Here is a 24,303-nt window from a genome sequence, read left to right as displayed (position 1 = left end):
ATGGCCAAGTACGACATCTCCAAACTGCACCCGGTGTTCGTGCGCCAGATGGACGCGCTGGCCGCCCTGGACATCGAGGCGGTCATGAAGAACTACACCGACGACGCGGTGCTGTTGCGCTTCGAGGGCGTCTCGGTCGGCATCGACGCCGTCCGCGAGACCTTCACCGGCTACCTCACGGTGAAGCCCACCCTGGTGGAACTCCAGGAGTACATCGAGACGGACGACACCATCTTCTACCGGGCGATCATGAGCTTGAACGGCGAACCGGAGCACGCGTTCGGGACACTTGTGGTCCGCGATGGCCGAATCTGGCGGCAGACGGCCGGTTTCGGAGGCTGACCGCGGAAATCTGGGTAGCGTGTGCGGGGAGGGCGTTACACGTACGCCCTCCCCGCATGTGTGGCACGCCGTAGATATATGCAAGTAGATATATGCACGCAGTGGCGAAGGGGAGGCCATGGAGCGCGAAACCGGACGGATCGAGGCATTCAGTGATGGCGTATTTGCCATCATCATTACGATCCTCGTCTTGGAATTGAAAGTTCCGGAAGGAACGGGATCCGAGTTCTGGCACGGAGTCCGGGAACAGTGGCCGCATTACGCCGCGTATGTGGTGAGCTTCCTCATCATCGGCGTGATGTGGGTGAATCACCACACCATCTTCAGTCACCTCAGGCGGGTCGACCGGCCGCTGTTGTTCCTGAATCTCCTGGTGCTCATGGTGGTATCGGTGATTCCCTACACCACCAACGTCCTCGCCGAGCACCTCATGGCGGACGGCTCCGCGAGCCCCGCCGCCGTGCTCTACAGCCTCGTCACCGTGGCCTACGCCTTGGCGTTCCTGGCGTTCTGGTGGTACGTCACCCGGGTCGGGCACCTCTTCCACGAGCAGGTCGACAAGGACGGCGCCCGGGCGACCCGCGTGCGATTCGGCCTCGGTGCCATCGCCTACCCGTTGACGGTCCTCCTGGCGTTCTACTCCGCACCGCTCACGCTCGTCGCGCACTTTCTGATCGCGATCTACTATGCGGCGAACCAGATCCCCATCCCTCTCGTGGTAGAGGAAGAGCGGCTCGATTCTGCCAGCGACCTCAGGAAGTAGCCGCCGGGGCCTACGGCCGTTCTCCGCGGTCAAGTAGGGTAATGGATCTAGTCTGGTCGCGGGGGAGGCCCAGATGGCTCGCGTAGTGCTGCCGGAGGAATCCACGAAGGAAATCTTCGAATTGATCGATGTCCTGATCTCTCTTCTCTTCGAGTCCTTACCCCGGCGGGACCAGCGAAACTGGGCCCGCGTTTATCTGAACGGCCTCGTGCGGACCAAAGGGAAGAAAACAATCCGCAACATCGCCGGAACCGGAGCCAGTTCCGTAGAGCAGAGCCTCCAGCAGTTCATCAGCAAGTCCCCCTGGGACTGGACCCCGGTCCGCCGCTCCCTCGCGCAGCACCTCGAGCGCACCGCACAGCGCCCGCTGGCCTGGGTGCTCCAGCCCATGGTCATAGAGAAGGCGGGCGACCGCTCGGTCGGCGTCGGCCGGCAGTTCGTCCCGCAGCTCGGCCGGACCGCCAACTGCCAGCAGGCCAGCGGGATCTGGCTCGCGTCCAGCGAGGCCAGCTTCCCGGTCGAGTGGACCCTCACCCTCCCCGGTCCCTGGACCAGCGAACTCCTGCGCCGCCGAAGGGCCGGAATCCCCGACACGGCCCGCTCGCTCACCCCCGCCCAGGACGCCGTACACGCCGTCCAGCGGATGGCCGCCACCTGGCAACTCCAGCGCCGGCCCGTCGTGATGGAGGTCGCCAACAGCGACCTCCCGCAGAGCATCGAGTCCTTCGCCCACCAGGACATCCCCTTCGTGTTCAAAGTCGACGGCTCCCTGCCCGTCTCCTTCGGCGGCGCCGGCCGGCACAAACCGGGCCCGCACACCGCGCCCGCCCGCGAGCTCATCGACTCGCTGCGCTCCCAGCGCCGCGTCGTCGAATGGACCCGGCACGGCCGGGCCGAGGGTGCGGTGACCCTGCTGACCTCGGCCTCCATCTTCGCCACCCCCAGCGAGGACCGGCCCGCACCCGCGCCCACCACCCCGCTGCTGCTGCTCGGCGCCTGGACCGAAGCCGCCCTGCTGCCCTCGGAGTTCTGGATCACCAACATCGGCGACCGGCCGCTCGCCCAGCTGTTCCTGCTCGCCAAGCTCACCGACCGGGTCTCCCTCGACTTCACCGAGACCTGCGAACCCGTCGGCATCCGCGACTTCGAGGGCCGCTCCTTCCGGGGCTGGCACCACCACGCCACCCTCGCGAGCGTGGCCCACGCGGCCAGGCTCCTCGGTGCCTCGCGCGACCGCCTGTCCGACACGGGCCCCGCCGGCCGGAGCCTCGGGGACTTCGCCGGCCCCGCCCGCACCGGCGCCACCCGGCCCCCCTTGGCGGCCCGGCCACCCGCCGTCCTGCCGCCGCGACCGCTGATCCCCGGGCAGACCCCCAGACGCGAGTACATCCGCTGATGCTCGACATAGCCGACGAGCTACGCGCGTGGTGTGCCGCGCGCCGGGAATTCGCCCTGGCCACCGTGGTGGCCGTCAGCGGGAGCGCCCCGCGCGGACCGGGTGCCTCGCTCGCCGTCGACGACCGGGGCACCGCCCTCGGCTCGATCTCCGGCGGCTGCGTGGAATCCGCCGTCCACGAACTGTGCCTCGGCGCCATCGAGTCCGGCGAAGGCGGTGTGCACCGCTTCGGATACAGCGACGACGACGCCTTCGCCGTGGGCCTCACCTGCGGGGGAGTCCTCGACGTCCTGGTCACCCCGGTCCGCGGCGGCGATCCCGTCCGGCCGGTCCTCGGCTCGGTGCTCGACGCCGCCGCCGGCGGGACCCGGGCCGCACTGGCCCGGGTGGTCTCCGGCCCGCCGCCGCAGCTCGGCCGGGCCCTCGCCGTCCACGCCGACGGATCGTACGAGGGCGGGCTGGGCGGCGGCGCGGCCCTGGACCGGGCGGCGGCCGACCGGGTACGCGCCCTGCTGCTCGCCGGGCGCACCGGCACCGCCGAACTGGGCACGGCGGGCGGACTGTGCGGGGAGCCGCTCACCCTGCTGGTCGAATCGGCCGCCGAACCGCCCCGGCTGATCGTCTACGGGGCCATCGACTTCGCCGCCGCCCTCGCCCGGATGGGCTCCTTCCTCGGACACCGCGTCACGGTGTGCGACGCCCGGCCCGTCTTCGCGACCCCCGCCCGCTTCCCCGGGGCCGACGAGGTGATCGTCGACTGGCCGCACCGGCACCTGGCCGCCGAATGGGACGCGGGCCGGCTGGACTCCCGTACCGCCGTCTGCGTCCTGACCCACGACGCCAAGTTCGACGTACCGCTGCTGTCCCTCGCCCTGCGGCTGCCGCTCACCTACGTCGGAGCCATGGGATCGCGGCGCACCCACGCCGAACGGGTGGAGCGGCTGCGCGCCGAAGGGGTGCCGCCGCAGGCGCTGGCCCGGCTGCGCTCCCCGATCGGCCTCGACCTGGGCGGGGCGACCCCCGAGGAGACCGCCCTGGCCATCGCCGCCGAGTTCACGGCCGTCCGGCACGGCGGATCGGCCCTCCCGCTGGTCGCGGGCCGTCGGCCGATCCACCACCGCAGGACCAAGGTCCCGTAGGAAACGACCAGAGGGCCCGGAATGTCCTGGACGATCGGCCCGGGCGGTGTAAACCCCAGGTCATGGGAGAATGAAGTACGTGCGTTTCCTCGGCTGCCCTGTCGAGGCCATAGAAGGATCCTTCGATCGACTGGGATGTTCAGCACGTGCGTTTCCTCAATGACCAGAAGCCGCCGTACGACCTGACGTACGACGATGTGTTCATGGTGCCGAGCCGCTCCGCGGTCGGTTCCCGTCAGGGCGTCGACCTCTCCGCCCCCGACGGCACCGGCACCACCATTCCGCTCGTCGTGGCGAACATGACCGCCATCGCCGGCCGCCGGATGGCCGAGACGGTCGCCCGCCGCGGCGGCATCGTCGTCATCCCGCAGGACATCCCGATCGAGATCGTCACCGACGTCATCTCCTGGGTCAAGACCCGCCACCTCGTGCTCGACACCCCGATCACGCTGGCGCCCACCCAGACCGTCGCCGACGCGCTGTCCCTGCTGCCCAAGCGCGCCCACGGCGCGGGCGTCGTCGTCGACGGCGAGGGCCGCCCGGTCGGCGTCGTCACCGACCACGACCTCACCGGCGTGGACCGCTTCACCCAGCTCTCCGAGGTCATGTCGAAGGAGCTGCTGCTCATCGACGCCGACATCGACCCCCGCGAGGCCTTCAACAAGCTCGACGCGGGCCACCGCAAGCTGGCCCCGGCCGTCGACAAGGACGGCAGGCTCGTCGGCATCCTCACCCGCAAGGGCGCGCTGCGCGCGACCCTGTACACCCCGGCCACCGACGCCGACGGCAAGCTGCGCATCGCGGCCGCCGTCGGCATCAACGGCGACTTCGCGGCCAAGGCCAAGCAGCTGCTCGACGCGGGCGTGGACACGCTCGTCATCGACACGGCGCACGGCCACCAGGAGTCGATGATCAACGCGATCAAGGCCGTCCGCGCGCTGGACCCGCAGGTCCCGATCGTGGCCGGCAACATCGTCGCCGCCGAGGGCGTCAAGGACCTCATCGAGGCCGGCGCGGACATCATCAAGGTCGGTGTGGGCCCCGGCGCCATGTGCACCACCCGCATGATGACCGGCGTGGGCCGCCCGCAGTTCTCCGCGGTGCTGGAGTGCGCGGCGGAGGCCAAGAAGTACGGCAAGCACGTGTGGGCCGACGGCGGTGTCCGCCACCCGCGTGACGTGGCGATGGCGCTGGCCGCCGGTGCGTCGAACGTCATGATCGGTTCCTGGTTCGCCGGTACGTACGAGTCCCCGGGCGACCTGCAGCAGTCCGCCGACGGGCGCTTCTACAAGGAGTCCTTCGGCATGGCGTCCGCCCGTGCGGTGCAGAACCGCACGAGCGAGGAGTCGGCGTACGACCGTGCGCGCAAGGGCCTCTTCGAGGAGGGCATCTCCACCTCGCGGATGTTCCTGGACCCGGCGCGTCCGGGCGTCGAGGACCTGATCGACTCGATCATCGCGGGCGTGCGCTCCTCGTGCACCTACGCCGGTGCCGGGTCCCTCGCGGAGTTCGAGGAGAAGGCCGTGATCGGGGTCCAGTCCGCCGCGGGCTACGCGGAGGGCAAGCCGCTCCACGCCAGCTGGAGCTAGTACCGCTGGTCTTCCCGCAGCCCCCGGTCACACGGTGACCGGGGGCTGCGGCGTACCCCGCGGCGGGCCGGGGGCCGCGGCGGGGGCGGCCCCGGGGGACCGTTCGGCGTGCCGTTCGACCGGTCGGCGACCGGGCCGTCGGGATACGCCAAGCGGCGGATAACTCCACGGCACGGCTCCGTCACGCTCAGGTCACCGACCCGGAAGGGGCAGCCCGTGACCAGCAACGGCACCAGCACCGGCACCAGCACCCTCGCCCACCGCACCGACGCCCACGCCCTCGCCCACCGCACCGACGCCCACGCCCTCGCCCGCCTGCACGGCGAACACGGCAAGGCCCTCTACGGCTTCCTCCTGGGCATGACCTTCGGCGACCGGCACCGGGCCGAGGACCTCGTCCAGGAGACCCTCTTCCGGGCCTGGAAGCACCCCGAGGCGCTCGAAAGCGCTCACGCCTCCATGCGGCCCTGGCTGTACACCGTCGCCCGGCGCCTCGCCATCGACGCCCGGCGGGCCCGCCGGGCCAGACCCGCCGAGGTCGGGCCCGACGCCCTGGAGCAGTCCCCGGCCGCCGAGGACCGCACCGAGCGGGCCGTCGCCGTCCTCGACCTCCGCGAAGCCCTGCGATTACTGAGCCCCGAGCACCGCGCCGTGCTCGTCCAGATCTACTTCCGCGGGTCCTCCGTCTGCGAGGCCGCCGAGGCGCTCGGCATACCACCGGGAACCGTGAAGTCCCGTACCCACTACGCCCTTCGGGCCCTGCGCGCCGCCATGCCCGGCTACGGACCCGGCGCCCCCGGAGCGCGGCCCGCCGCCTGAGCCGCCACCGCCGCCCGCGAACGGACCTGCAGCTTCGCGAGGATGTGCGACACGTGCGTCTGCACCGTCCGCCGGGACAGGAACAGCGCACCCGCGATCTCCGGGTTGGAGCGGCCCTGCGCCACCAGCAGCGCCACCTTCAGCTCGGCCGGGGTCAGCGCCTCCCAGCCGTTCGCCGGCCTGCGCCGCGCCGACCGGCTGCCCCGGCGCACCCCCAGGCTCCGCAGCCGGGCATCGGCCCGGGCCACGTCCCACCGCGCGCCCGGCTCCTCGTACGCCGCCGCCGCGCGGGCCAGCGCCGACCGCGCCGCGGCCAGATCGCCGTGCCAGGCCCGCGCCACCGCCAGGTCCTCCAGGACATGGCCCAGCATCAGCGGCCACCCGCCGCGCTCCGCGCGCACCACCGCCTCCGCCAGCAGCTCCGGATCCTGCGCGAACAGCCCCCGGCAGCGCAGCAGCGCCAGCGCCGGACCCGGATAGTCCGGCAGCGCCGCCGCGATGCGCCCGCACGCCGCCACGGCTTCCCGGGCCGTACCCGTCTCCCCGCACTCCAGGGCCAGCCGCACGATCTCCGACAGCACCCAGGGCCGCTCGTACGCCACCACCTCCTCCACCTCCGCCGTCCCCTCCGCGGGCCCGGGCCGCAGCGCGCGCAGCGCGTCCTGCGGGCGGCCGTCCCGCTCCGCCAGCAGGGCCCGCGCCAGCTGGACGTGGGAGGCGTACCGGCGGGCCGCCGACGTCGCGAAGACGTCCTCCGCCAGCCCCGCGAGCTCGGCCCGCGCCGCCTCCCGGTCGCCCCGGTGGCCCAGCACCAGCGCCCGCAGCCCGTGCACCACCGCCGGCAGCCAGCCGTCGGACACCGGCAGCGCGCACGCGCGCGCCACCGCGGACAGCGCCTCGTCCCAGTCGCCGAGCCGGTAGTGGAACTCGCCCAGCCGCGCCTCGGTCACCACCAGCCGGCCCGTCGAACCGGTCGCGGCGGCCAGCTCCCGTGCCTCCCGCAGCGCGGCGGCCACGATCTCCGGCTCGTCGAAGCGCATGTGTCCCTCGGCCTGGTTCGCCAGCAGCAGCAGCCGCATGTCGTTGGCGGCGGGGCTGCGCCGCGCGCAGACGATCCCCTCCGCGGCCCGGCGCAGCGAGTCCCGTCCCCGGCCCAGGTGGAACAGCGCGAACGACAGGGCGTGGTGGGCCTCCGCCCCGCACAGCGGATCACCCAGCCGCCGCGCCCGCTCCACCAGCGGCCCGGCCAGCGCGAAGGCCTCGGCCGCCCGGTGCAGATCGGCCAGCGCCAGCACCCGGCAGGCTTCCAGCCTGAGCCGCCAGGAGGCCGAGGGGAACTCCGCGGCCAGGGCCCGCTGGGTGACGTCCAGGGAGCGGGCCATGTCCCCCTGGATCATCAGCGCCGACACCAGCTTGAAGTCCACCGCCGCCCGCCGGTCCGGATCCGTGGTCCGGGCCCGCAACGCCTCGAGGAGGCCCGCCGACTCGGGGCGGCGCAGCATCAGCGCCGCGTCCGCCAGCTGCTCCTCCAGTGCCTCCCGCGCCCCGGGCTCCCGCGGATCGCCCTGCGCGATGGCCCGCTCCAGCAGTTCGGCCGCCGCGGCCGGAGCCCCGGCGATCAGCGCGGGCGCCGCATCGGCCAGCCAGCGCACCGCCCACGGGCCCAGCCGCCCGGCGCGCACCAGCTGCTCGGCGGTCCGGGCCGGATCCAGCCCCGCCTCGGCGAAGGCCCGCGCGGCGTCCTGGTGCAGGGCCGCGTGCAGCGCCCCGGGGGTCTGCGCCGCCAGCACCTCCCGCAGCGCCGCATGCCGGAAGCGCAGGCGCTCCCCGGTGTCCTCCAGCAGCCCCGCCAGCAGCGGCTCCTCCAGCTCCGCGAGCACCTCCCTGACGGGCCTGGCCTGTACGAGGGCCAGCTCGTGCACGGTGAAGGCCGGGCCCAGCAGCGCCGCGTGCCGCAGGGTGGTGTGCGCCGGCCGGGACAGGCAGTCCAGCGCCCGCCCCAGGGACTCGGGCGGCGGCGGCAACTCGGCCACGGGGACGGACAGTTCCACGCAGCCCTCCTCGACCCGGACGAGTCCCGACCACTGGGCGAGGAGCTCCCGCAGCATCCGCGGATTGCCGCCCGCCCGCTCTGCGGCCTCCCGCAACCGCGGCCCGGGCGGCGCCCCCAGCAGACCGCGGGCCAGCTCGGCCGACTCCGCTGCCGTCAGCGGCTCCAGCCGCACCGTGCGCCCGCCCGGCGCCGCGCACAGCCGCTCCGTCCCGGGCCGGCGGGGCAGCGGCCGCCGCGCGGCGGCCAGCAGCAGCGGGAGCCGGCCGGCCGCCGTCCCGGCCAGCCGCCGCCACAGGACCAGGCTGGCCGCGTCCGCCCAGTGCGCGTCGTCCAGTACGAGCAGCAGCGGCCGCTCGGCACACCAGTCCTCGATGCCCGCCGTCAGCAGGTCCATCGCCGCCAGCAGCGCGCCGCCCGGCTCGGTGGCCGCCCCGGCCTCCCGCAGCAGGCCGACCACGGCGGCCCGGGCGGGACCCGAGGGGTGCACGCAGTCCAGCACCGCCCGCAGCGGCAGGTCCGCCGCGAGGGAGTCGGCCGCCGCGTAGCGCACCCGGCAGCCGAGTGCCGCGGCCTGGACCAGGGCCTCCCGCACGAAGGCGGTCCGGCCCGCGCCGGGCTCGCCCTCCACGGTCAGGCAGCCTCCGGCTCCCTCCGCGCCCCCGCGCACCCAGTCCCGTAGCTCCTCGTACTGCTGCTCTCGCCCGACCCGCACCTCGGGGGTCCTTCCGGTCACGTCGCGCCGTTCACAGGATGCCACGCGGCGGGTCCGTCAGAAACGGGGCGGATGCGGTCCCGGAGGTGAACTGTGCACCCCGGCCCGGTACTTCGGGATCCGTACGGTGACCTTGAGACCGGCCCCGACACCCGTCTCGATCACCGGCCCGTACGCGTCCCCGTACACCTGCCGGATCCGCTCGTCGATATTGGGCAGCCCGATGCCGGAGGAGGAGCCGGCGTGCTCCCCGGCCAGGATCCGGCGCAGCAGCGCCGGGTCCATCCCGATCCCGTTGTCCTCGACGGTGATCACCGCCTCGGCGCCCGCGTCCCGTGCGGTGATGGTGATCCGGCACTCCTCGGGGGAGTCCTCCAGCCCGTGCTTCACGGCGTTCTCCACCAGCGGCTGGAGGCACAGGAACGGCAGCGCCACCGGCAGTACCTCCGGCGCCACCTGCAGGGTCACCTTCAGCCGGTCCCCGAACCGGGCCCCGGCCAGCGCCAGGTACTGCTCGATGGAGCGCAGCTCCTCAGCGAGCGTGGTGAACTCCCCGTGCCGCCGGAAGGAGTACCGGGTGAAGTCGGCGAACTCCAGCAGCAGGTCCCGGGCCCGCTCCGGGTCCGTCCGGACGAACGAGGCGATCGCGGCCAGCGAGTTGAAGATGAAGTGCGGGGAGATCTGCGCCCGCAGCGCCTTGATCTCCGCCTCCATCAGCCGGGTCCGCGACCGGTCCAGCTCCGACAGCTCCAGCTGTACGGACACCCACCGCGCGACCTCCGTCGCCGCCCGCACCAGCACCGCGGACTCCCGCGACCCGTACGCCACCAGCGCCCCCAGCATCCCGTCCTCGCCCGTCAGCGGGGCCACCACCGCCCACTTCAGCGGACAGCCCGGCCGCTGGCACTCGGTCTGCACGCTCTGGCTGCGCCCCGACTCCAGCATCACCGCGACCCGGGCCATCGCGCGCCGCTGGTGGTGATCGGCGCCCGGGCCGTCCCACGCCAGCACCGACTCCCGGTCGGTCAGGCACAGCGCCTCCGTGCCCAGCAGCGACCGCAGCCGCCGGGCGGCCTTGCGGGCCGCGTCCTCGGTCAGCCCGGCCCGCAGCGGGGGAGCGGCCAGCGAAGCCGTGTGCAGGGTGTGGAACGTGGCCCGCTCCACCGGCGTCCCCAGGTCCAGGCCGGCCGCCCGCTCCCCGCGCCGGGCCTGCCACCGGCCCGCCAGCCAGCCCGCGGTCAGCAGCAGGGCGGCGCCGGCGACCGCCAGCACCACCAGGGCCGCCCCGCTCACCGGGCGCCTCCCGCGGCCCGGGCACCGGCCGCCACGTCCTCCGGCAGGTGCAGCCGCGCCAGGGTGGCGGCCGTCCCGGCCGGGATCCGCGACCGGGTGGCCAGCGACACCAGCACCATCGTCAGGAACCCGAGCGGCACCGACCAGGCCGCCGGCCACGCCAGCAGGGTGTGCGCCCAGCCCGCCGGGGCCAGCCCGCCGCGGGTCGCCAGCACCGCGCTGAGCGCCGCCCCGCCGCCCGTGACCAGCCCGGCCACCGCCCCGGGCGGAGTCAGCCGCGGCCACCAGATGCCCAGCACCAGCAGCGGACAGAACGACGAGGCCGACACGGCGAAGGCCAGCCCCACCGCGTCCGCCACCGGCACGTCACGGGCCGCCACGCTCCCGGCCAGCGGCACCAGCATCGCCACCAGCACCGCGCAGCGGAAACTGCGCACCCCGCGCGTCGGCAGCAGGTCCTGGTGCAGCACCCCCGCCACCGCCATGGTCAGCCCCGAGGCCGTCGACAGGAACGCCGCGAAGGCACCCCCGGCCAGCAGCGCCCCCAGCAGCTCCCCGAGCAGCCCGCCCAGCATCCGCTCGGGCAGCACCAGCACCGCCGCGTCCGCGTCGCCGGTCAGGGCCAGCTCGGGCGCGTAGATCCGGCCCAGCGCCCCGTACACCGGCGGCAGCAGGTAGAACACCCCGACCAGGCCCAGCACGACCAGCGTGGTGCGCCGGGCCGCCCGCCCGTTGGGGCTGGTGTAGAAGCGCACCGCGACGTGCGGCAGGCCCATCGTGCCGAGGAAGGTGGCCAGGATCAGCCCGTACGTCGCGTACAGCCGGTACTGCCAGTGCTCCCCCGACAGCGGCTGCGACCAGCTGGACACGCCGAGGCCGGCCTCCGCCCGGGTGTCGGGGACGGGCGTGTCCGGGGCGAACTCCAGCCGCGCGTCGGCCCGTACGGAATGCTGCCCGGCCGCGAGGGTCAGCGGGACCGCGTCGTAGGTCCTCCCGTCCACCTGCCCGGTCACCGTCAGCGTCAGCGGCGCCTCCACCGACAGCCGGACGTCCTCGGCCACCGTCACGGACGTGTGCTCGCGGAAGACGGCCGGCGCGTCGAAGGTGGCCCGGGGCGCGCCGTCCCCGGCCCAGGCGGCGACCAGGAAGAAGGCGGGGACCAGCAGAGCGGTGAGCTTGAGCCAGTACTGGAAGGCCTGTACGAAGGTGATGCTGCGCATCCCGCCGGCGGCCACGGCCGCGATCACCACGAAGGCCACCACCACCCCGCCCACCCAGTGCGGGGCCCCGGTCAGGATCGCCAGGGTCAGGCCCGCGCCCTGCAACTGCGGCAGCAGGTACAGCCAGCCGACCCCGATCACGAACAGCACCGCGATCCGGCGCACCGCCAGCGACTCCAGCCGGGCCTCGGCGAAGTCCGGCAGCGTGTAAGCGCCGGAGCGGCGCAGCGGGGCCGCCACCAGTACGAGCAGCACCAGGTACCCGGCGGTGTACCCCACCGGGTACCAGAGCAGCTCGGGCCCCTGGAGCAGCACCAGCCCGGCCACCCCGAGGAAGGAGGCGGCGGAGAGGTACTCCCCGCTGATCGCGGCCGCGTTGAGGCGGGGGCCGACGGTGCGGGAGGCGACGTAGAAGTCGGAGGTGGTCCGGGATATGCGCAGGCCGAGCGCGCCGACGAGGACGGTGGCCAGGACGACGACGGCGACGGCGGTCAGCGCGTACGTCTGGTTCACCGGGGGTCCTTCGGCCGGGGGAGGGTGACGGGAGTCTATGCACGGCCCGGGCCGCGCAACAGGCACGATCCGGCCCGCCCGGCACGCGGCCCCCGCCGCGGTCGCGGCGGGTCAGACGGCCGGGTCGCGGTGTTCCGCGCAGTCGCGGAGCGCGATCTCCAGCTCCACGTACGACTCCTCCGCCCGCCGGAAGGCCAGCGTCAACGCGGCCTCGGCCCGCGGCGGCACCTGGCCCCGCACCCCTTCGCCCGCCTCGTAGAGGACATCGGCCCAGCGCGCGGCGGCACTGCGCAGCCGGGCCAGCAGCGCTTCCGCCTCGGCGGGTCCGGCCGGAGCCGTGCGCGGCAGCGCGTTCAGCGTGTCGAGCAGAGCCTGGATTTCGGACATCACGCTCCTCCCCCGCCGGAAGATCCACGATACGGGGGCAGGAAGCCGTCGGCGGCCGACGGCCCCGCCGGATCGCCGTACGCCACTCGCCGTGCGACGAACGGCGCCCCACCGCCGCCGGACGGTCACCCGACCGCCGGGCGACGGCCCGGCTTCCGCCCGCGCCCCGGCTCCGCCCCGGGCTCAGCCGGTCGCGTGCCGCATCAGCAGGTCCCTCAGCTCCCTCGCGTGGCGACGGCTCACCTGGAGCTCCGCCGACCCCACCCGGACGCTCGTCGTGCCCGCGTCCAGCCGGAGTTCGTCGATCCGGGCCAGGGCCACCAGGTGGCGGCGGTGGATCCGTACGAACCCGCGCGCCGCCCACCGCTCCTCCAGCGTGGACAGCGGGATGCGGACCAGGTGGCTGCCCTCGTCGGTGTGCAGACGGGCGTAGTCGCCCTGCGCCTCGACGTACGCGATGTCCGCGATCGCCACGAACCGGGTGACACCGCCCAGCTCGACGGCTATCTGCTCCGGCGCGCGGTCGGCGACGGTGACCTCGGCCGGCTGGCGGGGCGCTGGCGGCACCGGCGGAACCCGAACCGGCACCGCGGGCGCGCCCCGGGGGGCCGCCGGCACCTCCCCGGACTGCCCCAGCTGCGCGCAGGCCCGCCGCACGGCCTCGGCCAGCCGCTCCGGCCGTACGGGCTTGAGCACGTAGTCCACGGCCTTGAGGTCGAAAGCCTGTACGGCGAACCCCTCGTGGGCGGTGACGAACACGATCAGCGGCGGCCGGGCGAACCCGGCCAGCAGCCGGGCGATGTCCAGCCCGGTCAGCCCGGCCATGTGGATGTCGAGGAAGACCACGTCGATGCCGTCCGCGCCGTCCGGCCCGGCCTCCAGCGCCACCGTGATCCGGCGCAGCGCCCCGGTGGCGTCGGAGGCGCCCTCGGCGCTGCGGATCCGCGGATCGGAGCGCAGCAGGTAGAGGAGCTCCTCCAGGAGCGGCTTCTCGTCGTCGACGGCCAGTACGCGCAGCATGCGGGGAGTTTAGGAGGTGTCCGGTCCGGGCGGAACGGTGCGCGGCCCTGCCCCGGGGGATGAGGGCAGGGCCGCGCGGCCGGGAGGCGGGGGGTGGGGAGGCGGCGGTTACTGGACGGTGATGAGCTTGCCGTCGGGGGAGACCGCGTACCAGGTGCCGCCGACGCCCTGGCCGTTGACGTCGCCCGGCTTCTTGTCGCCGGCGAAGGTGTACACGGGCCAGCAGTCGACGGTCTGCTGCTTCTTGCCGTCGGGGCGGTCCAGCACCAGGTAGTTGCGCTCGGTGATGCCCTTGACGTCGGCCTTGTCCACCGGCGGCACGACCGGCCACTTGGCCAGGCAGTCGCCGACGCACTTGGAGACCATCGGCCACGCGGTGTCCGGCTTGAAGCGGTAGACGGTCATGCCCTTGCCGTCGACGATGTGGTCGCCCAGCTTGGGGTCCTTCGCGACGGACAGGCCCGTGCCCGCCTCGGCCGCGCCGGCCGGAGCCGGGGCCGCCTTCTCGGCCTTCTTGCCGTCGGGGGCGAACGCGAACCACACGCCGCCGACGCCCTGGCCGTTGATGTCGCCCGCCTTGGTGTCCTTGGCGAAGCGGTACGCGGGCCAGCCCGCCACCGTCAGCTGCTTCGTACCGTCGCTGCGCACGACCTCGCCGAGCAGCGCCGGATCCATGCCCGCGGCGGCGGTGGCGTCGCCGGCCGCGACCACCGGCCAGGTCTTGGCGCAGTCCCCGTCGCAGGTGGACTTCGGGGGCTTGGCGGTGTCCTTGTCGAAGCGGTACAGGGTGAGGCCGGCGCTGTCGGTGAGGACGGAGCCGAGCTGCTCGCCGGTGGCGATCGCCAGCTGGCCGCCGGGCTTGGCCGCGCCGTCCGCGGCGGGCTGGGAGGAGGCCTGGGCGGCGGCTCCGGCCGGGGTCGCCGGGTCGGCGGCCGAGTCCTGCGAGGGGCCGCAGGCGGTCGCCGCCAGGATGACGGCGACGGCGGCCGCGGCGATGGTGGTTCCGCGCTTCATGCCCATGTTGATCTCTCCCACGTGTGTGTCCGTTCCGCGCCGTCGCCCCAGCGGCGGCAACTGTGCACAGGACACGCCGTGGTGGGTTCGCTCTGTTCAAGCGGACCGGTGTGGGCTGTTTCACTCAGCCGGCGCCGAACCCGGCCCGCCGCAGGGCCGTGGCCACAGCGAGGCCGAGTACCCGGTGTCCGGCGTCGTTGGGGTGCAGCCCGTCCTCCAGGTGCTCGGGACCGAGCAGGTCACGGCCCGGGAGCACGGCGAGGTGCTCGTCCCCGGCGGCGATCCGGTCCCGGGTGGCGCGCTCCATCGCGTCGCGCAGGGCGCCCAGGGTGGCGCCGAGCCGGTTCGGGGTGCGCTCGGCGTCGGGCCGCAGGACGGGGGAGACCAGCAGGAGCGGGGTCCGCGGGTGGCCCTGGCGGACCAGTTCGAGGAAGGCGCGGGTGGTCTCGTAGAGCAGGGGCGCGGAGTAGGGCACCCGGGACCAGCAGTTGGTGCCGAAGGCGAGGGTGAGGACGTCGGCGGGCAGCGCGGCGAGCTGTTCGGCGGTGGCGAGCTCGCCGCGGGCGGCGCCCGCGTAGCCGAGGTTGACCGTGTCCCAGCCCAGGGCCCGGCCGGTCACGGCGGGCCAGCCGTGGGCGGGCCGGGTGGACCACCACCCCTCGGTGATGGAGTCCCCGTGCACCACCCAGCGCGGGGCGGGCGGCGGCGGGGCGAGGGGGCCGCCGATCCCGCGCAGGCCGAGGACCAGCGGGGCCTGGGTTTCGGGCGGGTGGATGGTGAACGGGCCGGGCCCGCCGCCCAGTTCGATGCGTACGACGGCCTCCGCGGCCGGTTCGGTGAACACCTCGCGGACCACCCCGTGCCGGTCCCACAGCGCGAAGCCGTGCGCGAGGTCGTGCAGGGAGTCGGTGGGGCCGGGCACGGTGGCCCGGTAGCGGATCTCCACCGCCCGCGCGGTCGGGGCGGTGAACTCGAGCCGTACCCCGATGGGCAGGGTGGCCCGCTCGCCGGTGTCCCAGGGCAGCCGCATGGTGTCGGCCGGGTCGGCCCGCACGGGCCGTCCCTTGTCCAGCCAGGCGACCCCGCGCAGGAAGGGCCCGGGGTCCTGCCACAGATCGAGGTCCATGGCGGCACGCTGCGGGAGATCTGATGAGCTGTCAAGAACGCCGGTCGAGGTCCGCCGTGCAGCGATCGATCATCCGCGCGCAACAAAGGACCATCTGGGACAGATCCGCGCAACGATCGTGCGGCAATGTGCAAGGATGGTGCATTACGGGCGGTATCACTCAGCTCGTAGGCTCACTCGCTGTACGTGGAGTGGCGCGGACCGCCTGCTCGGCGGTCCTCCCATGCCCAGGCAGGCTTCACACTCGCCTGCCCTGCTCCGGACCGCTGCGGTCGACGCCTGAATCCCCACCCGCAGCAAGAAGGAGTCACCCCGTGCTCGACCACGGCCAGGCGCCATCCGCCACGACCGGGGCCCGCAGGCCCGTCCACCCGCTGCTCCGCCGCAAGCCGGTCGAGCAGCTGGTCTCCGAGGGCGGCCAGGGCGAGGGCGGCTCGCTGCGCCGCTCGCTCACCATGTGGCAGCTGACGATGATCAGCATCGGCGCGACGCTGGGCACCGGCATCTTCGTCGTCCTCGGCGAAGCCGCCCCCAAGGCCGGCCCGGCCGTGACGATCTCGTTCATCATCGCGGGCCTGACCGCGCTGTTCTCGGCCCTGTCCTACGCCGAGCTCGCCGGATCCGTCCCCGTCTCCGGCTCCTCGTACTCCTACACGTACGCCACCATGGGCGAGCTGATCGCCTGGATCTGCGGCTGGTGCCTGGTCCTGGAGTACGCCGTGTCGGTCGCGGCCGTCGCCGTCGGCTGGGGCCAGTACCTCAACGAGCTCCTCGACGGGACCCTGGGCTTCACCATCCCCGAAGGCCTCTCGGCGCCGCTGGGCGAAGGCGGCTGGATCAACCTGCCCTCGCTGGTCGTCGTCCTGCTCGCGATGGTGTTCCTGATGCGCGGCGCCAAGGAGAGCGCCCGGATCAACACGATCATGGTCGTGGTGAAGGTCATCACGCTGCTGCTCTTCATCGGCATCGGCTTCATGGGCATCAAGGCCGGCAACTACGCCCCGCTCGCCCCGCTCGGCATCACCGGCATCAGCGCCGCCGCCGCCACGCTCTTCTTCTCGTACATCGGCTTCGACGCCGCCTCCACCGCCGGTGAGGAAGCCAAGAACCCGAAGAAGGACCTGCCCCGCGCGATCATGCTCTCGCTGGGCATCGTCACCGTCCTGTACTGCCTCGTCGCGCTCGTCGCCGTCGGCGCCATGCCGTGGCAGGACTTCGAGGGCACCGAGGCCGCGCTCGCCCAGATCATGACCGACGTCACCGGCCACAGCTTCTGGGGCGTCGTCCTCGCGGCCGGCGCGGTCGTCGCCATCGCCTCCGTCGTCTTCGCCGTGCTGTACGGACAGACCCGCATCCTCTTCGCGATGTCCCGCGACGGCCTCGTCCCCAAGGCCTTCGCCAAGGTCGACGCGAAGACCGGCGTCCCGCGCGTCAACGTGCTGATCGTCTCGCTCTTCTGCGGCGCGCTCGCCGCGTTCATCCCGCTGGGTGAGCTGGCCAACGCGACCAGCATCGGCACGCTCTTCGCCTTCGCCCTGGTCAACGTCGCGGTCGTGATCCTGCGCCGCACCAAGCCCGACCTGCCGCGCACCTTCAAGGTGGCTCTCTTCCCGGTCACCCCGATCCTCGGCTTCATCGCCTGCGGCTACATGATGTACAGCCTGCCGGCCGCCACGTGGGTCGCTTTCGGTGGCTGGATGGCCATCGGCCTCGTGGTCTACTTCGTGTACGGCATGCGCCGCTCCTCACTGGCCACAGCAGAAAAGTGATCCACCCGCAGTGCGACTGAACGATCTCGACGAACGCATCGTGCACGCCCTCGCCGAGGACGCCCGCCGCTCCTACGCGGACATCGGCTCCGAGGTCGGGCTCTCCGCCCCCGCCGTCAAGCGGCGCGTGGACCGGCTGCGCGCCGAGGGGGCCATCACCGGCTTCACCGTCCGCGTGGACCCCGCCGCGATGGGCTGGGAGACCGAGGGCTTCATCGAGATCTACTGCCGCCACAACACCTCGCCGGACGACATCCGGCGAGGTCTGGAGCGGTACCCCGAGGTGGTGTCCGCGTCGACCGTCACCGGCGACGCGGACGCCCTCGTCCAGGTCTTCGCCTCCGACATGCGCCACTTCGAGCGGGTCCTGGAGCGCATCGCGGGCGAGCCCTTCGTGGAGCGCACCAAGTCCGTCCTGGTGCTCTCCCCGCTGCTGCGCCGCTTCACCTCCGGCGCGCCCGCGTAGAGCCGGCGCCGGCGAGCTCCCGGCCGCGCAGCGAACGGCGCTCCTCCTCCGTCAGGCCGCCCCAGACCCCGAACGGCTCACGGGTCCGCAGCGCGTGGTCCAGGCAGGCGGCGCGCACCGGGCACACCGCGCAGACCCGCTTCGCGGCCGCGTCCCGCTCCTCGCGGTCCTCGCCGCGCTCACCGGCGGGATGGAAGAACCGGGCCGATCCCAGGTCCCGGCAGGCGGCCCCGGTCTGCCACTCCCAGAAGTGGTGGGTGGCCCCGGGCAGGCGGTCGACGTCCGTCATGGCAGTTCCTTTCCGTGGGTTGTCCCCGCGTCTGACCGCTGCACGTCCACCGAAACCCCGCGCCGCCCCGCCGGCCCCCGGCGCCACCCCGCGGCCCCGACGATCTCCGTATCCCTGCCGGTCACCGCCGATTCACACCCCCGCGCAACGAATCTCCGCAGGCGCGTCGGAACGCGCAACGAATCGATGCGCGGAGCGCAACGGTCACGGCTTGTCCCGGTCGAACGCACGAACGTACCGTTTTACGACCCCACCCCTCCTGCCACAGAGGTAGTCCATGCCCCCGCTGCGCACCGCCCTCCTCCAGAGCTCCGGACGTCTCGGCGACACCGCCGGGAACCTCAAGGCGCTCGACGAGGCCGCGGCGCGCGCCGCACAGGGCGGGGCCGGGCTCCTCGTGACCTCGGAGATGTTCCTCACGGGCTACGCCCTGGAGATCGAGGACATCGCCGCGCTCGCCGAACCGGCCGACGGCCCGTCCGCCGCCGCCATCGGCGAGATCGCCCGCCGCCACGGGGTCGCCGTCCTGTACGGCTACCCCGAGCGCGGCGGCGAGGCCGTGTTCAACGCCGCGCAGCTCATCGGCCCCGACGGGACCCCGCTCGCGAACTACCGCAAGACGCACCTCTTCGGCTGCTTCGAGCAGGACGCCTTCACCCCCGGCGACACCCCCGTCGTCCAGGCGGACCTCGGCGGCCTCCGCGTCGGCATCATGATCTGCTACGACGTGGAGTTCCCCGAGAACGTCCGCGCCCACGCGCTCGCCGGTACCGACCTCCTCCTGGTGCCGACCGCGCAGATGCACCCCTTCCAGTTCGTCGCCGAACAGCTCGTCCCCGTACGGGCCTTCGAGAACCAGATGTACATCGCGTACGTCAACCGCACCGGCCCGGAGGGCGAGTTCGAGTTCGTCGGACTCAGCTGCCTGGCGAGCCCCGACGGGGTCACCCGGACCCGGGCCGGACGCGGCGAGGAGCTGGTGTTCGGCGAGGCCGACCCCGAGCTGCTGAGCGCGTCCCGCACGAACAACCCGTACCTGCGAGACCGCCGCCCCGGGCTCTACGCCTCCCTCGTCTAAGCCCTCCGCTCCTCCGCTTCCCCAGCCCTGCCGCAAGGAGACGTACCCCCATGACGTCCACGGTGCCCACCACCGCCGTCCCGCACAGCGACGGACAGCCGCCGATCACCATGTTCGGCCCGGACTTCCCGTACGCGTACGACGACTTCCTCGCCCACCCGGCGGGGCTGGGCCAGATACCCGCGACCGAGCACGGCACCGAGGTCGCCGTCATCGGCGGCGGGCTGTCCGGCATCATCTCGGCCTACGAGCTGATGAAGATGGGCCTCAAGCCCGTCGTCTACGAGGCCGACCAGATCGGCGGACGGCTGCGGACCGTGGGCTTCGAGGGCGCGGGCACCGAGGAGCTGACCGCGGAGATGGGCGCGATGCGCTTCCCGCCGTCCTCCACGGCGCTCCAGCACTACATCGACCTCGTCGGCCTGGTCACCGAGCCCTTCCCGAACCCGCTCGCCGAGGCGACCCCCTCGACGGTCGTCGACCTCAAGGGCGAGAGCCACTACGCCGAGACCATCGCCGACCTCCCGCAGGTCTACCGCGACGTCGCCGACGCGTGGAACGCCTGTCTGGACGAGGGCGCCGACTTCTCGGACATGAACACCGCGATGCGCGAGCGCGACGTCCCGCGGATCCGGGAGATCTGGGCGAAGCTCGTCGAGAAGCTCGACGACGAGACCTTCTACGGCTTCCTCTGCAAGTCCGAGGCCTTCCAGTCCTTCCGCAAGCGCGAGATCTTCGGCCAGGTCGGCTTCGGCACGGGCGGCTGGGACACCGACTTCCCGAACTCCATCCTGGAGATCCTGCGCGTCGTCTACACCGAGGCCGACGACCACCACCGCGGCATCGTGGGCGGCTCCCAGCAGCTCCCGGTGCGCCTGTGGGAGCGCGAGCCCCAGAAGATCATCCACTGGGCGCAGGGCACCTCGCTGTCCTCCCTGCACGAGGGCACCCCGCGCCCGGCGGTGACCCGTCTGCACCGCACGGCGGGCAACCGCATCACGGTGACCGACGCGTCCGGGGACATCCGCACGTACCGTGCCGCGATCTTCACCGCCCAGTCCTGGATGCTCCTGTCCAAGATCGAGTGCGACGACACGCTGTTCCCGATCGACCACTGGACGGCGATCGAGCGCACCCACTACATGGAGTCGTCGAAGCTGTTCGTTCCCGTCGACCGGCCGTTCTGGCTCGACAAGGCCGTCGACGACGCAGGGAACCCGACGGGCCGCGACGTCATGTCGATGACCCTGACCGACCGGATGACCCGCGGCACCTACCTGCTGGACAACGGCCCGGACAAGCCCGCCGTCATCTGCCTCTCGTACACCTGGTGCGACGACAGCCTCAAGTGGCTGCCGCTGTCCGCGAACGAGCGGATGGAGGTCATGCTGAAGTCCCTCGGCGAGATCTACCCCAACGTCGACATCCGCCGCCACGTCATCGGCAACCCGGTCACCGTCTCCTGGGAGAACGAGCCCTACTTCATGGGCGCGTTCAAGGCCAACCTGCCGGGCCACTACCGCTACCAGCGCCGCCTGTTCACGCACTTCATGCAGGACCGCCTCCCCGAGGACAAGCGCGGCATCTTCCTCGCGGGCGACGACATCTCCTGGACGGCCGGCTGGGCCGAGGGCGCCGTCCAGACCGCCCTGAACGCGGTCTGGGGCGTCATGCACCACCTCGGCGGCTCCACGGACGCCACCAACCCGGGCCCGGGCGACGTCTACGAGGACATCGCCCCGGTCGAACTCCCGGAGGACTGACCTCCCCTCCCGGACTCCGTGGGCGTCACCCCCGCCCCGGACCCCGTGACCACGGGCCGCCCCCGCGCACACATCGCGGCGGCGGCCCGTACTCATGCCCGGCCCGGCTGGGTCCGGTCCCGGGCCGTACGCGCACCCGGCGGAAAAGCGAGTGGCGGGGGCGGGCCCCGGCCGGGCAGGGTGGGGTTATGGATGCCCAGTACAACCAAACCGGCCCCGCCCCGTGGATCACCACCCCCGTCGAGGCTCACCTGCTGCGCGGCGCCCTCGACGTGGAGCGCACCGTGCACGGCGTGCTCCCGCACCGGCTGCCCGCCCGCGCGCGCGAGCAGTTCCGCGACGCGAACCTCGCCGCGATCGAGGCCCAGCCCTCCGGCGTGCGCCTCGCCTTCCGGACCGGGGCCACCGCCGTCGAGCTGGACGCGCTCCCCACCAAGGCGGGCTACGAGGGATTCCCGGCCCGCCCGGACGGCGTGTACGAGCTGCTCGTCGACGGCCGGCCGGCCGGCCGCGGCAGCGTGGCGGGCGGCAACCTCCGCATCGTCGACATGGCCGCGGGCACCGAGGTCCTGCGCCCCGGCCGGCCCGGCACCGTCCGGTTCACCGGGCTCCCCGCCGGGATGAAGGACGTCGAGATCTGGCTGCCCCATTCCGAGGTCACCGAGCTCATCGCGCTGCGCACCGACGCCCCGGTCGAGGCCCTCCCGGACCGCGGCCGCAGGGTCTGGCTGCACCACGGCAGCTCCATCAGCCACGGCTCCTTCGCCGCCGCCCCGACCGGTACCTGGCCGGCGCTCGCGGCCGCCCTGGGCGAGGTCGAGCTGGTCAATCTGGGCTTCGGCGGCAACGCCGTGCTGGACCCGTTCACCGCGCGGGCCATCCGCGACACCCCGGCCGACCTGATCAGCCTCAAGATCGGCATCAACCTGGTCAACCACGACGTGATGCGCCTGCGCGCCTTCGTCCCGGCCGTGCACGGATTCCTCGACACCGTCCGCGAGGGCCACCCCACCACCCCGCTGCTGGTCGTCTCTCCCGTCCTGTGCCCCATCCACGAGGACACCCCGGGCCCCACCGGGCCGGACTTCGAAGGAGGGGAGCTGCTCTGGAAGGCCATGGGCGATCCCGCGGACCGCGCCGCCGGGCGGCTGACGCTCGGCGTCATCCGCGAGGAGCTCGCCCGCATCACCGCGCAGCGTGCGGCCGAGGACCCGAACCTGTACCACCTCGACGGCCGCGCCCTCTACGGCGAGGCGGACTTCGCCGAACTGCCCCTGCCCGACCGGCTCCACCCGGACCCGGCCGGCCACCGCCGCATCGGCGAGCGCTTCGCGGAGCTGGTCTTCGGCGGGAGCGGCCCGTTCGCTGTCACACGCGGCTGAGCCGGCCCGGGGTCAGCAGGCAGCGGCCGACCAGACCGACGCCCGCGTCGAGGGATTCGCGGAACTCCTCGGCCAGTTCGGGGGAGCGGCGCAGGGTCCACAGCAGCCGCGCCGACGCCCAGGCGCCGGCGCGGGCGCGCTCCAGGCTCCACGAGCCGACCAGGTGGGTCAGCGGGTCGGCGATCTCCAGGAGGTCCGGGCCCGGCATCAGGTCCTCGCGGATGTGCTCTTCGAGGGCGACCAGCGTGTCGCCGACCCGGTCGAAGTCGGCCTCCAGGGCGCCCGGTTCGCAGTCCAGGGCCCGGCACGTGGAGACCACCGCCACCGCCAGGTCGTGGCCGATGTGCGCGTTGATCCCGGCCAGCGCGTGCTGGAGCGGGCGGATCCCGGGATGGCGGCGGTACTGGAACAGCGGGCGCCAGCAGGCCGGGGCCCGGTCGGCGTCCACCGCCGCCAGATACCGCTCCGCGAACCGCACGCTGAGGGTCTGCGCCCGCCGAGGCGCCGGGAACCCGCCGTGTTCGATCCGCCGGTGCAGGGTCTCCGTCACCGTCAGGTAGACCCGGTTGAAGACGGCGACACCGTCCTGCGTCGGGAGCCGCTCGTCCAGGGCGCGCATCCGCGCCAGCACCGCTTCCATGTCAGGCAGGGTCGCAGGCACCGCCGCGGTTGCGGGGAACTTGGCCGTACGCTTCGCCGGTTCGGGCGAAACCCCGTCAACGTGGCGTGTCCCTGCCGTCCTGATCATCGTAGGCGGAGGTGCCCGCGTCGAGCAGGGGCTGCTGCTGCTTCAGGTGCGCCGGGGCGAAGTACCGCAGCGCGTGGTAGCCCGTGATCACCACGATCGTGCCGAGCGCGGTGCCGCCGAGCTCGAAGCTGTCTGTGATCTGCAGGGTGACCCCGCCGACGCCGATGATGATGCCCGCCGCGGCCGGCACGAGGTTCAGCGGATTGCGCAGGTCCACCCGGCCGTTGATCCAGATCTGGGCGCCGAGCAGGCCGATCATGCCGTACAGGATGACGGTGATGCCGCCCAGCACCCCGCCCGGGATCGCGGCGACGACCGCGCCGAACTTCGGGCACAGGCCGAAGAGCAGCGCGAATCCCGCCGCGGCCCAGTACGCGGCGGTGGAGTAGACCCGGGTGGCCGCCATGACCCCGATGTTCTCGGAGTAGGTGGTGTTCGGCGGGCCGCCGACCGCCGTGGACAGCATGGACGCGGCGCCGTCGGCGGCGATGGCGGTGCCGAGCTTGTCGTCCAGCGGGTCGCCGGTCATCTCGCCGACGGCCTTGATGTGCCCGGCGTTCTCGGCGATCAGCGCGATCACCACGGGCAGGGCGATGAGGATGGCCGACCACTCGAAGGCCGGCGCGTGGAAGGTCGGCAGCCCGATCCAGTCGGCCTCGCCGACGCCGGACAGGTCCAGGCGCCAGTGGTCCACGGCCCCGGGCCCGCCCACCGTGGAGTGGATCTTGCCGAAGACCCGGTCCAGGACCCAGGAGAGCCCGTACCCGAAGACCAGCCCCAGGAAGATCGCGATCCGCGACCAGAAGCCGCGCAGGCAGACCACGGCCATCCCCGTGAACACCATCGTCAGCAGGGCGGTCCACTGGTCCTGCGGCCAGTACACCGAGGCCGTCACCGGGGCCAGGTTGAAGCCGATGAGCATCACGACCGCGCCCGTCACCACCGGCGGCATCGCCGCGTGGATGATGCGCGCCCCGAAGCGCTGCACGGCGAGACCGGACAGGAACAGCGCCACGCCGACGACGAACACGGCGCCCGTCACGACCGCGCTGTCCCCACCTGAGGCCCGGATCGCCGCGGCCACGCCGACGAACGAGAGGGAACAGCCCAGGTACGAGGGGACCCGGCCCGCGCGTCGCCAGGAGGAAGATCGCCGTCGCGACGCCGGACATCATGATGGCGAGGTTCGGGTCCAGGCCCATCAGGACCGGAGCGACGAAACTCGCGCCGAACATCGCCACGACGTGCTGGGCGCCGAGCCCCGCGGTCCGCGGCCACGACAGCCGCTCGTCCGGCCGCACCACCGCGCCGGGGGCGGGAGTCCGCCCGTCGCCGTGCAGGGTCCAGCGCACGCCGAGGCCCATGTTCCACCACTTCCGTTCCGCCACTGTTCGAGCACCAAGGCCGCTGGGGCCTGCTCTT

20 protein-coding genes and 1 pseudogene are annotated in these 24,303 nt (G+C 73.2%); 11 read left to right on the top strand and 10 right to left on the bottom strand.

Going from position 1 to position 24,303, the window contains the following annotated elements:
- The 6 genes from ACTVZO_RS08590 (at position 1) to ACTVZO_RS08565 (ending at position 6,048) form a co-directional block, all read left to right on the top strand.
- A complete protein-coding gene (locus ACTVZO_RS08590) occupies positions 1-342 on the top strand; it encodes a nuclear transport factor 2 family protein (protein WP_443297818.1) in 342 nt (113 codons plus the stop codon).
- Between the two features lie 118 nt (positions 343-460).
- Positions 461-1,105: a TMEM175 family protein gene (locus ACTVZO_RS08585; protein ID WP_443297817.1), complete on the top strand. Its 645-nt coding sequence runs from the start codon at positions 461-463 to the stop codon at positions 1,103-1,105.
- 73 nt (positions 1,106-1,178) lie between these two features.
- Complete coding sequence (locus ACTVZO_RS08580) at positions 1,179-2,501, top strand: IS701 family transposase (protein WP_443297816.1); 1,323 nt, start codon at positions 1,179-1,181, stop codon at positions 2,499-2,501.
- On the top strand, positions 2,501-3,640 hold the full coding sequence (locus tag ACTVZO_RS08575; protein ID WP_443297815.1) for an XdhC family protein: 1,140 nt from the start codon (positions 2,501-2,503) through the stop codon (positions 3,638-3,640). The genes ACTVZO_RS08580 and ACTVZO_RS08575 overlap by 1 nt, the downstream gene beginning before the upstream one ends.
- A gap of 146 nt (positions 3,641-3,786) precedes the next feature.
- Positions 3,787-5,229, top strand: coding sequence for a GuaB1 family IMP dehydrogenase-related protein (locus ACTVZO_RS08570; RefSeq protein WP_443297814.1), 1,443 nt, complete (start codon positions 3,787-3,789; stop codon positions 5,227-5,229).
- A gap of 216 nt (positions 5,230-5,445) precedes the next feature.
- Positions 5,446-6,048 carry a sigma-70 family RNA polymerase sigma factor gene (locus ACTVZO_RS08565; protein ID WP_443297813.1) on the top strand — a complete coding sequence of 201 codons (603 nt, stop codon included), beginning with the start codon at positions 5,446-5,448 and terminating at the stop codon, positions 6,046-6,048.
- Here ACTVZO_RS08565 and ACTVZO_RS08560 read toward each other — a convergent pair.
- The 7 genes from ACTVZO_RS08560 to ACTVZO_RS08530 form a co-directional block, all read right to left on the bottom strand.
- Positions 6,009-8,834, bottom strand: coding sequence for an ATP-binding protein (locus tag ACTVZO_RS08560; protein ID WP_443297812.1), 2,826 nt, complete (start codon positions 8,832-8,834; stop codon positions 6,009-6,011). The two genes, ACTVZO_RS08565 and ACTVZO_RS08560, sit on opposite strands and share 40 nt — an antisense overlap.
- A gap of 36 nt (positions 8,835-8,870) precedes the next feature.
- A complete protein-coding gene (locus ACTVZO_RS08555; protein ID WP_443297811.1) occupies positions 8,871-10,106 on the bottom strand; it encodes a sensor histidine kinase in 1,236 nt (411 codons plus the stop codon).
- Positions 10,103-11,839, bottom strand: a complete 1,737-nt coding sequence (locus ACTVZO_RS08550) for a sodium/solute symporter (protein ID WP_443297810.1) — start codon at positions 11,837-11,839, stop codon at positions 10,103-10,105. The genes ACTVZO_RS08555 and ACTVZO_RS08550 overlap by 4 nt, the downstream gene beginning before the upstream one ends.
- A 111-nt stretch (positions 11,840-11,950) precedes the next feature.
- A complete protein-coding gene (locus tag ACTVZO_RS08545; protein WP_443297809.1) occupies positions 11,951-12,226 on the bottom strand; it encodes a hypothetical protein in 276 nt (91 codons plus the stop codon).
- Positions 12,227-12,409: 183 nt separating this feature from the next.
- Positions 12,410-13,246 carry a LytR/AlgR family response regulator transcription factor gene (locus ACTVZO_RS08540; protein WP_443297808.1) on the bottom strand — a complete coding sequence of 279 codons (837 nt, stop codon included), beginning with the start codon at positions 13,244-13,246 and terminating at the stop codon, positions 12,410-12,412.
- A 108-nt stretch (positions 13,247-13,354) separates the two neighbouring features.
- Positions 13,355-14,266 (bottom strand): SCO0930 family lipoprotein, encoded by a 912-nt coding sequence (locus ACTVZO_RS08535; RefSeq protein ID WP_443303089.1) that lies wholly within the window; start codon positions 14,264-14,266, stop codon positions 13,355-13,357.
- 118 nt (positions 14,267-14,384) lie between these two features.
- Entirely contained in the window at positions 14,385-15,386 is a 1,002-nt protein-coding gene (locus ACTVZO_RS08530; RefSeq protein ID WP_443297807.1) for a GDSL-type esterase/lipase family protein, read from the bottom strand.
- A 314-nt stretch (positions 15,387-15,700) separates the two neighbouring features.
- On the opposite strand from ACTVZO_RS08530, the gene ACTVZO_RS08525 reads away from it, so the two are divergent.
- Together ACTVZO_RS08525 and ACTVZO_RS08520 are read left to right on the top strand one after the other, a co-directional pair.
- The gene (locus ACTVZO_RS08525) at positions 15,701-17,155 is read left to right on the top strand and encodes an amino acid permease (protein ID WP_443297806.1); all 1,455 of its coding nucleotides are present in this window, start codon (positions 15,701-15,703) and stop codon (positions 17,153-17,155) included.
- A gap of 10 nt (positions 17,156-17,165) precedes the next feature.
- Positions 17,166-17,621: an Lrp/AsnC family transcriptional regulator gene (locus tag ACTVZO_RS08520; RefSeq protein ID WP_007262967.1), complete on the top strand. Its 456-nt coding sequence runs from the start codon at positions 17,166-17,168 to the stop codon at positions 17,619-17,621.
- Here the strand turns inward: ACTVZO_RS08520 and ACTVZO_RS08515 are convergent.
- A complete protein-coding gene (locus tag ACTVZO_RS08515) occupies positions 17,599-17,910 on the bottom strand; it encodes a WhiB family transcriptional regulator (protein WP_443297805.1) in 312 nt (103 codons plus the stop codon). The two genes, ACTVZO_RS08520 and ACTVZO_RS08515, sit on opposite strands and share 23 nt — an antisense overlap.
- 277 nt (positions 17,911-18,187) lie before the next feature.
- On the opposite strand from ACTVZO_RS08515, the gene ACTVZO_RS08510 reads away from it, so the two are divergent.
- The 3 genes from ACTVZO_RS08510 to ACTVZO_RS08500 all read left to right on the top strand — a co-directional run bounded on the left by ACTVZO_RS08510 (position 18,188) and on the right by ACTVZO_RS08500 (position 22,133).
- Complete coding sequence (locus tag ACTVZO_RS08510) at positions 18,188-18,988, top strand: carbon-nitrogen hydrolase family protein (protein WP_443297804.1); 801 nt, start codon at positions 18,188-18,190, stop codon at positions 18,986-18,988.
- A gap of 50 nt (positions 18,989-19,038) precedes the next feature.
- Positions 19,039-20,751: a flavin monoamine oxidase family protein gene (locus ACTVZO_RS08505; RefSeq protein WP_443297803.1), complete on the top strand. Its 1,713-nt coding sequence runs from the start codon at positions 19,039-19,041 to the stop codon at positions 20,749-20,751.
- A gap of 188 nt (positions 20,752-20,939) precedes the next feature.
- Positions 20,940-22,133, top strand: coding sequence for a GDSL-type esterase/lipase family protein (locus tag ACTVZO_RS08500; protein ID WP_443297802.1), 1,194 nt, complete (start codon positions 20,940-20,942; stop codon positions 22,131-22,133).
- Here ACTVZO_RS08500 and ACTVZO_RS08495 read toward each other — a convergent pair.
- Together ACTVZO_RS08495 and ACTVZO_RS08490 are read right to left on the bottom strand one after the other, a co-directional pair.
- Complete coding sequence (locus ACTVZO_RS08495; protein WP_443297801.1) at positions 22,120-22,773, bottom strand: DUF5995 family protein; 654 nt, start codon at positions 22,771-22,773, stop codon at positions 22,120-22,122. The genes ACTVZO_RS08500 and ACTVZO_RS08495 overlap by 14 nt on opposite strands.
- Positions 22,774-22,849: 76 nt before the next feature.
- Positions 22,850-24,245: pseudogene (locus tag ACTVZO_RS08490) on the bottom strand (uracil-xanthine permease family protein).
- Positions 24,246-24,303: the final 58 nt, after the last annotated feature.

The sequence above is a fragment of the Streptomyces sp. IBSNAI002 genome (genome assembly GCF_052244475.1).
Taxonomy (GTDB): Bacteria; Actinomycetota; Actinomycetes; order Streptomycetales; family Streptomycetaceae; genus Streptomyces.
Note: the sequence above shows the minus strand (reverse complement) of the source record. Positions and strands in the feature narration are given on the sequence as shown.